13 protein-coding genes and 2 pseudogenes are annotated in these 12514 nt (G+C 42.4%); 5 read left to right on the top strand and 10 right to left on the bottom strand.

All coding sequences use genetic code 11. From position 1 onward, the window contains the following. The first annotated feature begins 59 nt into the window (after positions 1 to 59). Genes FTV12_RS12650 through FTV12_RS12660 form a run of 3 tightly spaced genes read left to right on the top strand, consistent with a single transcriptional unit; the run spans position 60 to position 2558 of the window. Positions 60 to 671 (top strand): DUF4198 domain-containing protein, encoded by a 612-nt coding sequence (locus tag FTV12_RS12650; RefSeq protein ID WP_180034168.1) that lies wholly within the window; start codon positions 60 to 62, stop codon positions 669 to 671. 45 nt (positions 672 to 716) lie between these two features. Then, positions 717 to 995 (top strand): hypothetical protein, encoded by a 279-nt coding sequence (locus tag FTV12_RS12655; protein WP_166138842.1) that lies wholly within the window; start codon positions 717 to 719, stop codon positions 993 to 995. Between the two features lie 3 nt (positions 996 to 998). Further along, the gene (locus FTV12_RS12660) at positions 999 to 2558 is read left to right on the top strand and encodes a PepSY domain-containing protein (protein ID WP_179993030.1); all 1560 of its coding nucleotides are present in this window, start codon (positions 999 to 1001) and stop codon (positions 2556 to 2558) included. A 378-nt stretch (positions 2559 to 2936) separates the two neighbouring features. Here FTV12_RS12660 and FTV12_RS12665 read toward each other — a convergent pair whose 3' ends face one another. The 6 genes from FTV12_RS12665 to FTV12_RS12690 all read right to left on the bottom strand — a co-directional run bounded on the left by FTV12_RS12665 (position 2937) and on the right by FTV12_RS12690 (position 8004). Next, on the bottom strand, positions 2937 to 3830 hold the full coding sequence (locus FTV12_RS12665) for a copper resistance protein B (protein ID WP_179993031.1): 894 nt from the start codon (positions 3828 to 3830) through the stop codon (positions 2937 to 2939). Beyond that, a complete protein-coding gene (locus FTV12_RS12670; RefSeq protein WP_179993032.1) occupies positions 3817 to 5709 on the bottom strand; it encodes a copper resistance system multicopper oxidase in 1893 nt (630 codons plus the stop codon). The genes FTV12_RS12665 and FTV12_RS12670 overlap by 14 nt, the downstream gene beginning before the upstream one ends. A gap of 39 nt (positions 5710 to 5748) precedes the next feature. Then, positions 5749 to 6174: a hypothetical protein gene (locus FTV12_RS12675; RefSeq protein WP_179993033.1), complete on the bottom strand. Its 426-nt coding sequence runs from the start codon at positions 6172 to 6174 to the stop codon at positions 5749 to 5751. Positions 6175 to 6292: 118 nt separating this feature from the next. Further along, entirely contained in the window at positions 6293 to 7168 is an 876-nt protein-coding gene (locus tag FTV12_RS12680) for an MBL fold metallo-hydrolase (protein WP_180012222.1), read from the bottom strand. 2 nt (positions 7169 to 7170) lie between these two features. Beyond that, complete coding sequence (locus FTV12_RS12685) at positions 7171 to 7587, bottom strand: DUF6691 family protein (protein ID WP_179993035.1); 417 nt, start codon at positions 7585 to 7587, stop codon at positions 7171 to 7173. Further along, positions 7588 to 8004, bottom strand: coding sequence for a YeeE/YedE family protein (locus FTV12_RS12690; RefSeq protein ID WP_179993036.1), 417 nt, complete (start codon positions 8002 to 8004; stop codon positions 7588 to 7590). A 99-nt stretch (positions 8005 to 8103) separates the two neighbouring features. On the opposite strand from FTV12_RS12690, the gene FTV12_RS12695 reads away from it, so the two are divergent. After that, entirely contained in the window at positions 8104 to 8415 is a 312-nt protein-coding gene (locus FTV12_RS12695) for a metalloregulator ArsR/SmtB family transcription factor (RefSeq protein ID WP_125278654.1), read from the top strand. Positions 8416 to 8478: 63 nt separating this feature from the next. Here FTV12_RS12695 and FTV12_RS12700 read toward each other — a convergent pair whose 3' ends face one another. The 3 genes from FTV12_RS12700 to FTV12_RS12710 are packed head-to-tail and all read right to left on the bottom strand — an operon-like array spanning position 8479 to position 11646. Continuing rightward, on the bottom strand, positions 8479 to 9210 hold the full coding sequence (locus FTV12_RS12700; protein WP_179993037.1) for an ABC transporter ATP-binding protein: 732 nt from the start codon (positions 9208 to 9210) through the stop codon (positions 8479 to 8481). Then, positions 9203 to 10426 (bottom strand): ABC transporter permease, encoded by a 1224-nt coding sequence (locus tag FTV12_RS12705; protein ID WP_179993038.1) that lies wholly within the window; start codon positions 10424 to 10426, stop codon positions 9203 to 9205. Before FTV12_RS12705 ends, FTV12_RS12700 begins: the two co-directional genes overlap by 8 nt. Continuing rightward, positions 10423 to 11646, bottom strand: a complete 1224-nt coding sequence (locus tag FTV12_RS12710; RefSeq protein WP_179993039.1) for an efflux RND transporter periplasmic adaptor subunit — start codon at positions 11644 to 11646, stop codon at positions 10423 to 10425. Before FTV12_RS12710 ends, FTV12_RS12705 begins: the two co-directional genes overlap by 4 nt. 378 nt (positions 11647 to 12024) lie before the next feature. On the opposite strand from FTV12_RS12710, the pseudogene FTV12_RS12715 reads away from it, so the two are divergent. Beyond that, positions 12025 to 12396: pseudogene (locus FTV12_RS12715) on the top strand (SDR family NAD(P)-dependent oxidoreductase); the annotation flags it as partial. Between the two features lie 8 nt (positions 12397 to 12404). On the opposite strand, the pseudogene FTV12_RS12720 reads toward FTV12_RS12715, so the two are convergent. Continuing rightward, positions 12405 to 12514, bottom strand: a pseudogene (locus FTV12_RS12720) (IS701 family transposase); the annotation flags it as partial.

The raw sequence follows: 12514 nt of genomic DNA on the forward strand, positions 1-12514 counted from the left end.
CTTTGAAAGAATATTCGGAGCTCATTTTCTTATATGTAAACAATAATCAGGTAGAATTCATGAAAAAAATCATTACTTTGACAATTGGACTGTCACTGACCCTTTCTGCTCAGGCCCATATGCTTTGGCTAGAACGTGCTTCAGATGCAAAAACACATGCATTCTTTGGTGAATATAGTGAACAGCTCAAAGAGACTCAAGAAGGTGCCTTAAAGTCATTCAGCCAAGCAAAAGCGATTCAGACTAAAAAACAATTTAGTCCCCAACTACACCAGGATCATCTGGTCTACTCTACAAAAGATCAAGCAGATGTAGAGCTCTATCATGAACTGATCTATGGGGAATCCTTACTCAGCTATCACGCGAAATCCGGCAGACAAAACCTGAAAGCAGACCCAGAGCTGGATATCGTACCGGTTCAACCGAACAGTAATACTTTTACAGTCATGTATCAGGGTAAACCCGCTGCGGATGTCAAAGTGACTGTCTATTCCCCACAGCACTGGCTTAAAAACTATACGACCAACAAGCATGGCCAAATTAATATTGCTACGCCATGGAAGGGTCAATATGTACTAGAGGTGAGTCAAGAAGTAGACAAGACAGGAAAATTGAATCAGCAAGTGTATAAGAAACAGTACCTGGTCACGACCTTAAGCTTCGTGCATTAAGTTGCCTCAATATTTATTTATACAGATTCATATAAAGGCCTTTCCATGATTTCTACCCTTCAGCCACTTGCTATCCTGTATCGATTAGGCATGAGCTTTGGTATTGGTTATTTATGTAGTTATCTGATTGCTCTCGATCTGGCCTATTTTTTACAGGCGAGTTTACCCAAAGCTGAATCGGTTTATCTGGCTGCCTTTATTGCCCTCATTTTTTATGTCTGTTTTGTGATTGGAATCTTCTGTATCCAAAGTCTTAAAACACTTTCAGTCTATAGCCTGATTCCTCTCATTGTTTTATTTGTCATTTCCCGCTTCATAGGTTAAACCATGCATAAATCTGTCCGTCAATCTATGGCATGGCTACATTCATGGCTAGGTTTAAGTTTTGGCTGGCTCCTCTTCGCGATCTTTTTAACAGGTGCGGTTACCTATTATCGCCATGAAATTACAATGTGGATGCAGCCACAATTTGTCATGATGCAGGTGAACCAGGAAACAGCTTTAAAAACTGCTTATAGCTATTTACAGCAACATGCACCTGATGCACAGAACTGGTATATCGGGGTAGCAAATCATGATTTACCGGTTAATAAAATTTATTGGCAAACTGCAGAGGGTGCTTATCAACTTAAAACCTTGGATGCTATGACAGGTAAGGAATTAACGCTTTCGGCTACACAGGGCGGAGATTTTTTCTATAACTTTCATTTTCAGCTATATGGCGTACCTTATACCATTGGCCGTCTGATTGTCACCATTGCTGCATTCATCATGTTGATGACCCTGATTTCCGGAATCATTACCCATAAAAAAATTCTGACCGACTTCTTTACTCTGAGAGCTTTTAAAGGACAACGTTCCTATCTGGATTTTCATAATGTCAGTTCCGTCATTGCGCTACCGTTCTTTTTAACTATGACTTTTACTGGACTGGCTATTTTCTTTTATATTGTTTTGCCTTCTGGCATGAAGCAGCTATATCCAGAAAATCCATTTCAATATTTTGAAGAAATCCGAACCAAAAATGTGCTTGCTCCCTCTGCTGTGCCCATTAAAACGGAGATGTTACCGATTCAACATTTTATCACTACGGCGCAGCAGCACTGGGGAAAATCAGAATTTGACAATATTACCGTGAAGCAGCCGAATACCCAGCTGGCAAAGATTACCTTAACCGAATTGAAAGATCATTCTATTACCCGCAATCAGGCACAACTCGTATTCAATGCGACGACAGGCAAATTGCTTGAAAACACCCGTAATGACAGTGCAATTGCTACCCTGAATGCTGGAGTATATGGTTTGCATATGGCACGTTTTGCCGAACCTGTTTTACGTTTCGCCCTATTTTTCTCAGGCATATTAGGCTGTGCCATGATCGCTTCCGGATTATTGCTCTGGAGCCTGAAACGACAGATGCAGAAAAAATCGGATCGTTTTCACTTTGGATATTATCTGGTGAATCGTCTGAATATCACCATTATAATTGGTTTACCTATTGCCATGCTGGCTTATCTTTATGCAAACCGTTTGATTCACATTCCTGTGGGCACCACAAATTATGAAATCTATATCTTCTTTAGTATTTGGCTGAGTAGTTTTATCTTGGCCTGTTTAACGCCACAACAGCATTTATGGAAAACGCAGCTTAAAATTCTCATCTGTGCCGCTTTTATGCTTCCACTCATCGACCTGTATTATTTGTGGTCCCAGCATTATCTGGATTCTTTTGCGAACTATTGGCTGTTTTTGCGTATCGATCTGATGCTCTGGATCTTGGCACTTCTCGCTTACTTCCTACATCAGAAAATTACACCTATCCAGCAAAAAGCTGTTCATAAAATTCAGGCCAAGCTTAAAACTGCACAGCAGGAGTCTTCTTCATGATATGGATGGCAATAGTAGGACTGATCTGGATGGCCTGTTTTGGTTTTTATGCAGTGAGTGAAAAACAGATTTTAAAAACCAGACAGTCTCGATATTCTTTTCTGGTGAGTTATCCGGTCATCGTTAAATTGATCTCAGGCAGTCTTTTACTATTGGTATTGTCCCTTTTACGAACTCAATTCAGTAGTAGTATTAGCTTTATGGCACTTTGGGTTGTTATAAGTCCAATCGTATTTATATTTATTCTGAAGATGAATAATTTAAAACAAAGAAAAATTTAAAAGTTTATAAAGGCCTTAAGAATAAAATATAGCTGAGTATATGAGGCGAGAAAATGATTTTCCCGCCTCATAAATATTAGCTTATATAGATATCTGTTTAGAACATCATTCTTAAACCGATTCCATAACGTCCGCCCTGTTCAGAATCAGATGCGTCCTGCCATGAGGTTTTCTCATTGCCCTTGGAATATTCATAAGCAATATCAAGGTAAGGCATGATCTTTTTATTGATCTCATAACGGGTTTCCAGACCGAATGCCGCATGACTTATTCCAGTCTTTTTGGCATTGGCTGCTTTATCCTTCAAAATGAGGTCAACTTCAACATAAGGCTGCAAAATCAGTTTTTGTGTGAGTAGCAGATCACGTTCTGTTTCTAGCTCAAGTCCGATAAAATCATCTTGACCAAGATACAGATGTGCATTGGTTTCAAAGAAATACGGCGCCAACCCATGGAATCCAAATATTGCATCTACATGTTCAATATTTTGCCCAGCATTAGGCTGACCCAAATTTTCCTGACGGTAGCGAAGACCCGCCTGAGCATCCCAGAAATCTGAAATATTCCGGCTATACAGAGCTTGGACTGCATATTCTGTTGCTCTGGATTCCTGCTTGTCAGCTTTGAGTTTAATGAACAGTTTATTTTCATCCGTGCCAATCCGAAGCTCATTCTCAGACTGTAAGCCTCCCTCACCTTCTGAGTTTTTGATCCATTTATTGTCCAGTTTGACCCGCGTATAAATTTGCCCTCCATGTTCCTTGCGATGATCATGTTCGCTGGAATAGGTTGAAGCTGAATCTGGAATTAAATTTTCAGTAATTTCCGGTGCTACTGAAGTTAAATGATGCTCTGACGATTGAAGTGATTGTTGATGATGCATCGAATGATCAGCATGCTGTTGAGATATATCTTCGGCAAAAACAGTCATATTTCCCAACGCCAATACACTAGCCAAAACAGGCTTCAGACAAAGATTAATGGTGTGCATGAGCATCTCCTTGTTTTTCTACTGGTTTTGTCATGTGATGATGGGAATGCTCTTCCCGCACAGTATTCTGAGTCGAAACGCCATTTTCCTGAACATTTGCTACAATCAGTTTATTCATCATGCCGGCAGTCATGTGATACAACAGATGACAATGAATCGCCCATTCACCTAGTTCATCTGCAGTCAGCAAAGTCGTAACGGTTTTTCCAGGTGGGACAATCACTGTATGTTTATTCGGCATATCTATTGCAGACTGGCCATTTTCGAGCTGCATGAACATGCCATGTAAATGCATCGGATGTGCCATCATACTGTCATTGATAAATTTCAGCCTGATCCGTTCCCCAAATTTCACTTTGAGCGGCTCTGCTTCATTAAATTTCTTGCCGTTCATGGTCCAGATATACCGTTCCATGGTGCCGCCTAAACGAATCACCAATTCGCTTTCTGCGTCGCGAATATCTTTTTGCGGAGTTAAAGATTTGAGGTCGCTATATTGCAAAGCTTTATGCCCTACCGGTGTAGAGGCATTGGCCCAGCCGTAAACTGGTTGCTGCGTAAAAGTTTTGGCATCTTTTTCATGTTGCATATCCCCGGTCATATTTGAGTGATTCACATGATCTATAGCGGATGAAGTATCTGAATGCTCGGTATGATTGTCCTCTCCTTGTTCGATAATTTTGGCTGATGCATGCTGCTTATGTCCCATCATCGAATGTTCAGTATCTTTTTTAACATTTATGTCATGGCTAGCATGATTCTGATGATTCATCTGCTCGTGTGCTTCACCCTGCATATTGCCATGTCCCATATCTTCCATGGTCAATAAGGCACGAGGACGGGATATAGGTTTGTGTATGGCATGATGAGCTGGCTTTAATTCATTCTGTAAGCTGCCAATCGCAAAACCGGAACGGTCAATCGATTCAGCTTCAATCTGATAATGTTCCGCAGTGGGCTCTACAATTACATCATAGGTTTCTGCGGCACCAATGCGGAATTCATCGACCGCTACAGGTTTGACAGGCTGCCCGTCTGCACTGACGACTGTCATTTTTAACTGTGGAATACGCACATCAAAAAATGACATGGCAGAGGCATTGATAAAACGCAGTCGCACTTTTTCATTCGGTTTAAACTGTCCTATCCAGTTCTGTTCAGGCGTTTTTCCATTCACCAAAAAGGTATAGCCGGTTACATCAGACAGATCGGTTTTCAGCATGCGCATCTGGTTCCACATTTTGCGATCATTCCAGGTGGCTTTAAGCCCTTCCCGTTTGATTTGCTGAAAAACATCGCTCAGAGTTTCACGCTGATTTTGATAATACTCGGCAGATTTTTTTAAATTATTCATGATCTGCTGGCCGGACTGCTCATGAAATTCTGAAAGCATGACCACATAATCACGCTCGGTCTGCTCATGTGCAGGAACTTCCGCCTGGTTTTTGGGATAGATTACAAAGGCGCCGTAAAGGCCGTCCTGTTCCTGCCCCTTGGAATGGGCATGATACCAGTAGGTTCCACTCTGACGAATTTTAAAGCGATAGACAAATTCCTGATTAGGTGCAATGCCCTGAAACCCGTTAAAACCGGGGACACCATCCATCAGGCCGGGTAGCAATAAACCATGCCAATGCAGAGAGCTTTCTTTATTCTTTAGCTTGTTTTTGACGCGAATAACAGCTTCATCACCTTCCTCAAACTCCAGTAAAGGTGCAGGAAATTTTCCATTCACTGTAATACGTTGTACGGTTTTACCGGTGATATTGACTGGACCTTCATCAATAACCAGCTGATATTCTTTTACAGCAGCCAATAATGAAGACGAGATCACTAAACTTAAGCCCAATAACAGGCTTTGACTAATTTTAATCGACATAACTTAATCCTTGATTTATTAAAATATAAATAACGAGGATTAAGTTTTAGGTGGGCGCAGAATTTCCTGCCAATACCCGGCAAGGTGCTTGGCTTGATAATTAGAGATAAAAGTGGTTTCTAAGGCATGAATCTCAGGAAGAGTTAACTTCGAGATTTCCACATCGATCCAGCTACTCAGGTTATGGCAAGAGCTATAAATACAATCCAGACAGTCATCTTTGTGTTCATTTAAATCGGAGTGGCAATCCATGTCCTGACTCATATCATGAGCAGAATCATGCATAGCTTGATGCTGGCGATGTAACTTCTCTATTTTTTCCATTTCCTTACAATGGGAACCCATCTGCTTGGTTGACGTTTCCAGATGCATCGTTTTTGCTGAAGCAATCGACATGCCGCTCCAGCTTACGGCGAATACCATAAGCATCACAAACCAGATCTGTTTAAAGAACTGTCTGAGCACGATGCACCCTGAAAATATAAAAATGAGTTAACCCAAATAGCATAGGGTGGAATATTAAAATTCGCAAACTTTATAAGCGCTTAATTTAAAGATTAATATTTTGTTCCTGATAAATTGATCACTTCTTAAAATAATTTAGCGGCAGCTTCACATAAGACACACCATTGGCTTCTGGCATTGGGAACTGTCCGCCATTCATATTAATCTGGATCGCAGGCAAAATCAGTTTAGGCATACTTAGACCTGCATCACGCTGCTGACGCATCTGTACAAATTCAGATTTGCTAATCCCTTCACGGATATGAACGTTTTGCTGTTTTTGCTGCTGAATCGTGGTTTCACATTGATATTCATGACGTGACTCTGGCAAATAGTCATGACACAAAAATACACGGGTGCTTTCCGGGAGCTGAAACAGCTTGTGAACAGAATCATATAAAACCGAGGCACTGCCATTTGGAAAATCACAACGAGCCGTGCCATAGTCCGGCATAAACAGTGTATCCCCTACAAAGACGGCGTTACCAATCACATAGCTTAAACAGGCAGGTGTATGTCCTGGCGTAGGAATATTATAAACTTCCAGCTTGCCAATCTTGAAATGCTCACCATCCTCAAACAGATAGTCAAAAGGCTGATGCGCATTGATCTGTTTCATGTCCAGATGATAAATCTCGGCAAACGTTTCCTGTACCAGCGCAATTTTTTTACTGATTGCAATCTTGCCGCCTAATTGCTGTTTCAGATATTGGGCAGCTGTCAGATGATCAGCATGTACATGAGTTTCCAGAATCCATTCCACCGTCAAACCTTGTGATTTCACATAGGCAATCATCTGATCGGCATGCTCGGTCGATGTGGTGGCAGACGCAGCATCGTAATCCAGCACGCTATCAATAATGGCACATTGGGCAGTTTGAGGATCGCTCACCACATAACTAAAAGTATTGGTATTTTTATCAAAAAACGCTTTGACGTTTGGCTGCTGTGTCATATTTATACTCCTGCCCATTTACGGTGAATCCAGATCCCAAGCAGCATAGCTGCAATAAAATACAAGGCTTGATAATGTCCCAAACCAATCAGGGTAAAACTGGGTGCCGGACAAATGCCTGCAATTCCCCAACCGATACCAAATAATAAACTACCCGACAGCAGTTTAGGATCAATCTTTTGATTCTTTGGTAAATCAATGGGTTCATTAAATAAAGTGGTCGGATGTGGATTATGTTTAGCTTTCTGGAAAGGAATAAAAGCCACCAGAATTGCCCCCATCATGACAAAGGCAAGACTGGCATCCCAATCCCCAAACAGATCCAGAAAATCCAGAACTTTTTCAGGATTAGACATACCTGAGAGCATTAAGCCGACTGAAAACAGGCCACCAAATAGAAAAGCGAATAGATTTTTCATTTAGATAGCTCCAACCAGATGACGAACAACATAAACCGTGATAAATCCCGCCAGCATAAAAGACCCGGTCGCAATAAAGGAGCGATTTGACAGACGGCTAATCCCACAGATGCCATGTCCACTGGTACAACCTGAACCTAAACGTGTACCAAAACCAACCAGCAAACCGGCAATGACCATCATCCATGGGCTGGCATTCAGCTCAATTTCTGGCTGAAACAATACGCCGTAGATAAATGGAACTATAAATAGTCCTGCTAAAAACCAGACCGCAGGAGTTTTGAAAATTGTCTTTCGATTAAGTACCTGCCCAACCAACCCACTCACGCCCGCAATACGGCCATTCACATACAGATAGCCGACCACTGAAAGACCAAGCAGTAATCCACCGAGAAACGCTGCCAAAAAGTCATGCATGAGCATATTCCACTTAAAATATATAATTTTATATTATATAATTATAAATATTAATCAAGACGGTTTTTAAATATTGTGTGACTAATACAGGTTTTTTATATGACAGCAGATGAAACTCAGACACGTATTGATTTTTCTCAGGCTCATGTGGTAAGCGAACGCTTAAAAGTGTTGTCGAATTCTGACCGACTGAAAATTCTATGTGTACTGGTCGATAGTGAAATGAATGTGCAACAGATTGAGCTACAAACAGATATTCACCAACCCACTCTCTCACAACAACTTACGGTGCTCCGAAAAGCCGAAATGGTCAGCACGCGTCGTGAAGGAAAGCAGATTTTCTATCAGCTTTCCGACCCCAAAGTACTTACCCTGATGCAAACCTTGTATCAGCTTTATTGCAAGGCTTAAGTGATAAGAAAAATCTTTATTTATCCATAATTGGAGAATACAAATTCTTAAAATATTTAAAAATTAAGTATTTTCAGGAATATCTGCTGGAGCTGTTCTGGTATCACTTTGAATCAGGCCGTCAACTAACTTGATGGTGCGATCACAACTAACAGACAAGCGCGGATCATGAGTCACCAGCAAAATGGCACAGCCCTGTTCCTTATTTACTTTACGAAACAGTTCAAAAACTTCAGACGCGGTCTGGGTATCCAGGTTCCCGGTCGGTTCATCGGCCAGTAACAAGGCGGGTTCTGTAATCAGTGCCCGAGCAATTGCAACACGCTGTTGTTGCCCGCCGGAAAGCTCATTCGGTTTTCGATGTGCATACTTTTCCAGCCCGACTGCAGCCAGAAGTTCATGAGCGCGGTCTAGAGCTTTTTGATCCGGTTTACCATGTGCCATCATTAACGGCATTAGGACATTGTCTAATGCATTAAAAGCTTGAATCAGATGATGAAACTGAAATACAAATCCAATACTGCTGCCGCGTAATACGGTACGTGCAGCGTCATCCATACGGCTGGTGGGTTGACCAAGCAGATATAGTTCACCGCTAGTTGGCTGGTCCAATAGACCCAGAATATTCAATAAAGTACTTTTCCCCGAGCCTGAAGGACCAATTAGTGCTGCAAAGTCATTACGTTCAATACACAAATCAATGCCATGCAGAACTTCGACTTCATTAGGCTGACCAATATTATAAGATTTACGTAGTGCTTCCAGCCGCAAGACTTCATTCGATGAATCAGACATGACGAATTGCCTCCACAGGATCAAGTGCCGCAGCACGACGGGATGGTATAGCCGCTGCCACTACACCAGTCAATGTGGCCAGCAATAAAGCCAGCAATAGCAGATTGATTGAAATTGGAATATAGAACAGGCCTGGGCCAAATTCATTAAAGATCCAGACCAGTAAATAACTGACTGCACTGCCGATAATAGACCCCAACAAGCCAAAAATTGCGCCCTGAAACAGGAAAACGCGCAGGATTTGTCTTTGTGTGGCCCCTGTTGCCCTTAAGATGCCAATTTCACGAGTCCGTTGTACGACACTGACTGACAAGACGCTGGCAATACCAAAAGCGACGGAGATGGCCACAAAAATAATAATCATATTGGTTGAAAGGCTCTGCGCTGAGATGGCATTCATTAACTGACCATTGGTTTTAATCCAGCTTTCTGCCTGTAAGGAAGTCAAACGCCCGACCTGCGTTGCAATATTTTCTGCTTCAAAAATATTTTCTACCGTCAGGTCGATTACAGTGATCCCGCCTGGCAGGCTGAGTAAAGACTGTGCCTGTTTTAAATCCATATAGACATAGCGCGAATCCAGCTCACGTACTCCAAGTTCAAAAATTCCGGAAATATTTACGACAGTACTGTTGTCCTGACCGGTGTCTAATCGTAATTTGCTACCCACCTGTACACCCAGATCTTTAGCCAGCTGACTGCCAATCATTACATCATCTGCACCGACACGTAACTGCCCACTGATCATATATTCTTTAAGTGGAATTATTTTCTGATAACGTTCTGGATCCATGCCCACCAGCGCAACCGATTCCTGAGCTTCACCACGCTGTGCGAATGCAGGTCCAGAAACTACTGGAGAAACAGCTGTCAATAAAGGCACCTGATCCAAGGTCGTCACGACCTCTTGCCAATTATTGATAGAGCGTAGTCTTTGGGCCCGTTTATCTTCTAGAACCAGCTGCACAGTGCCTGCGGGTGCGGGTATAACTTGGTTCACTTCATCGGGGGACAGTAAACGGATATGCGCCTGTGTCCCTAAAGTCCTTTCGATGATATTAGACTGCAAGCCCTGTATCAGTGCCGAGATAAAAACAATCACAGACACCCCTACAGCAACACCCACTGTAATCATCAGAGACTGCATTCGGCCTTCTCGCAAAAAACTGATTGCGATCTTCCATTCAATCCAGAGACGCCCTAGTAATTTTTTCACTCGAATTTCACCGGTAATTCATTTTTATTGCTGGCATCATTATTCTGGTCGGCATAGTTGATTTCTTCGGGCTTAAATCGAACTCGTGTGCCATCTTTTAAAGTTGAAGTTGCATCTGACAGTACCTGGTCACCCACTTTTAAACCGGAAATCACTTCAGACATGGCAAGTCCGCGCAGACCCAGTTTCACTTTTTGTCGCTGGATTTTGCTATCACGTACCAGTAATACGGTGGCCTGATCGCCCTGTACTTTCCCTAGCGCATCATTCGGAATCGCTAAGGTACGATCACGGCGACCTGTCTCGACATTAACCGATACCGTCATATCCTGACGCAGGAAATCAGGTACCGGATCAACCGATAGACGCACTTCTACCGTGCCGCGTTGAGGATCGATACTCGGTGCAATAAAATTAATCCGGGCTGGGAAAGGTTTATCCGGGTAAGCATCGGCAATTGCAGTCGCTTTCTGGGACAACGCCAGTCGTGACAGATTACGTTCATCCAGTGGTACACGGATTTCGGTATTACCATCCATTGCAATGGTAAATAAGGTACGTCCTGGCTGAACCAGATCGCCAGGCTCAACATCACGGGTCAGCACCGTTCCAGCAACAGTTGCCCGGATTTTAGTTTTAGCCAGTTGAGCCTGTGCTACCGAAAGCTGCTCACGCAATGAAGCCTCCTCTACCTGACCAGGTGCCAGTGCAGCTGCTTTTAAACGCACAGTTTCATAATTATTGCGTGCTACCCTTTCTGCCTCTACAGCCTGTTCAATTTCTTCTGCCGAAAGGATGCCTGCTTCGGCATTGCGACGACGCGTCGCTTCACGGCTGGCCTGTTCCAGCTGAGCTTTTGCTGAAGCCAATTCTGCTGAGGCTTGTGGACGGCGATTGGTTGCCAGTTCATTCAATGCGACTTCTGCCTGACGAACTTGGGCTGCCAGTTCATCCGATTTAAGTACAACTAGCAAATCGCCCGGTTTGACCCGATCGCCTTCCTTGACCCGACGTTCTAGTACCACGCCGGTTACTTCACTACCGACTTGAGCACGTGAAACGGTGATGACCTGCCCGGTGGCAACCACTGATTGCACCAGCGGCATCGGCTCTAAGGTATAACCTGTGACTTGTGGCCCTTGCCACCAGCGAAATACGCCAAATGCAACGAGCAAAAGTAAAAGGATCAGGACAATATATTTATAGCGGATAGCGCGCAATGTGCTTCTCCATTCTGGTTAAAAGCGCAGTTGTAAAGAAATACTTGTAGCTTATCTAGCTGTATATTTTAGATTTATTTGGTTGTAAATAAGTTATTGGTTTTATTTTGCAGATTGGTTCCTAAATCGACTTAACTCTTCTGTAATCCACTGAAGGTATATTCCTGCTTATCGCTCTTTTCCTTAAAAAGAAACCCGATATTTCATTCTAGAAGTGAAATTTGAATAACCAAAACAGGCAGTTCTAAAGTGTCAATTTAAGCTAAATGTATAAATGCTAAATCTTGCACAGGTTCTGTTATGAAATGTTGAGTCTAATTCAATCCCAACTAAAAGCTCCTAATATATTTTTTCATCAAGAGCAATCATGGAAAAAATATGAATAACTATCCTGAAACTCCAGCTTCAACTGAAACCCAAGCCCATCAACCGGGTGACCAGACTAAAATGGATCCTAATCCGGAAGTCATTAAAGAAAATTATAAAGGTAGCGATAAATTAAAAGGCAAAGTAGCACTCATTACAGGTGGTGACAGCGGGATTGGTCGCTCTGTATCAGTATTATTTGCCCGCGAAGGCGCCGATATTGCCATTTGCTATCTGGATGAAGATCAGGATGCGCTTGATACCAAAAAAATGGTTGAAGCAGAAGGACGCCGTTGTCTGCTGATTCAATGCGATTTACAGCATCCTGATGAAATCAAGAAAATGGTTGAGCAGACCCTTCAGGAATTTAAAACCATAGGACTTACGCACTATTATTTATAGATTCTCTGTGGTAGCAGATGATTTTTATCGAGAATAAAGTCATCAATGAAGTTTTTGATAACTGGTCTAAATAATTTCTTCTGCCAACGATATACATTTT

This window comes from Acinetobacter sp. YH12233, from assembly GCF_013417725.1.
Lineage (GTDB): Bacteria > Pseudomonadota > Gammaproteobacteria > Pseudomonadales > Moraxellaceae > Acinetobacter.

What these genes read in the sequence shown, in the direction of transcription:
- FTV12_RS12655 (WP_166138842.1), top strand. Translation starts at nt 717, where the DNA reads ATGATTTCTACCCTTCAGCCACTTGCTATCCTGTATCGATTAGGCATG.
- FTV12_RS12695 (WP_125278654.1), top strand. Translation starts at nt 8,104, where the DNA reads ATGACAGCAGATGAAACTCAGACACGTATTGATTTTTCTCAGGCTCAT.
- FTV12_RS12670 (WP_179993032.1), bottom strand. Translation starts at nt 5,709, where the DNA reads ATGTCGATTAAAATTAGTCAAAGCCTGTTATTGGGCTTAAGTTTAGTG.
- FTV12_RS12680 (WP_180012222.1), bottom strand. Translation starts at nt 7,168, where the DNA reads ATGACACAGCAGCCAAACGTCAAAGCGTTTTTTGATAAAAATACCAAT.
- FTV12_RS12660 (WP_179993030.1), top strand. Translation starts at nt 999, where the DNA reads ATGCATAAATCTGTCCGTCAATCTATGGCATGGCTACATTCATGGCTA.
- FTV12_RS12700 (WP_179993037.1), bottom strand. Translation starts at nt 9,210, where the DNA reads ATGTCTGATTCATCGAATGAAGTCTTGCGGCTGGAAGCACTACGTAAA.
- FTV12_RS12690 (WP_179993036.1), bottom strand. Translation starts at nt 8,004, where the DNA reads ATGCATGACTTTTTGGCAGCGTTTCTCGGTGGATTACTGCTTGGTCTT.
- FTV12_RS12685 (WP_179993035.1), bottom strand. Translation starts at nt 7,587, where the DNA reads ATGAAAAATCTATTCGCTTTTCTATTTGGTGGCCTGTTTTCAGTCGGC.
- FTV12_RS12665 (WP_179993031.1), bottom strand. Translation starts at nt 3,830, where the DNA reads ATGCACACCATTAATCTTTGTCTGAAGCCTGTTTTGGCTAGTGTATTG.
- FTV12_RS12650 (WP_180034168.1), top strand. Translation starts at nt 60, where the DNA reads ATGAAAAAAATCATTACTTTGACAATTGGACTGTCACTGACCCTTTCT.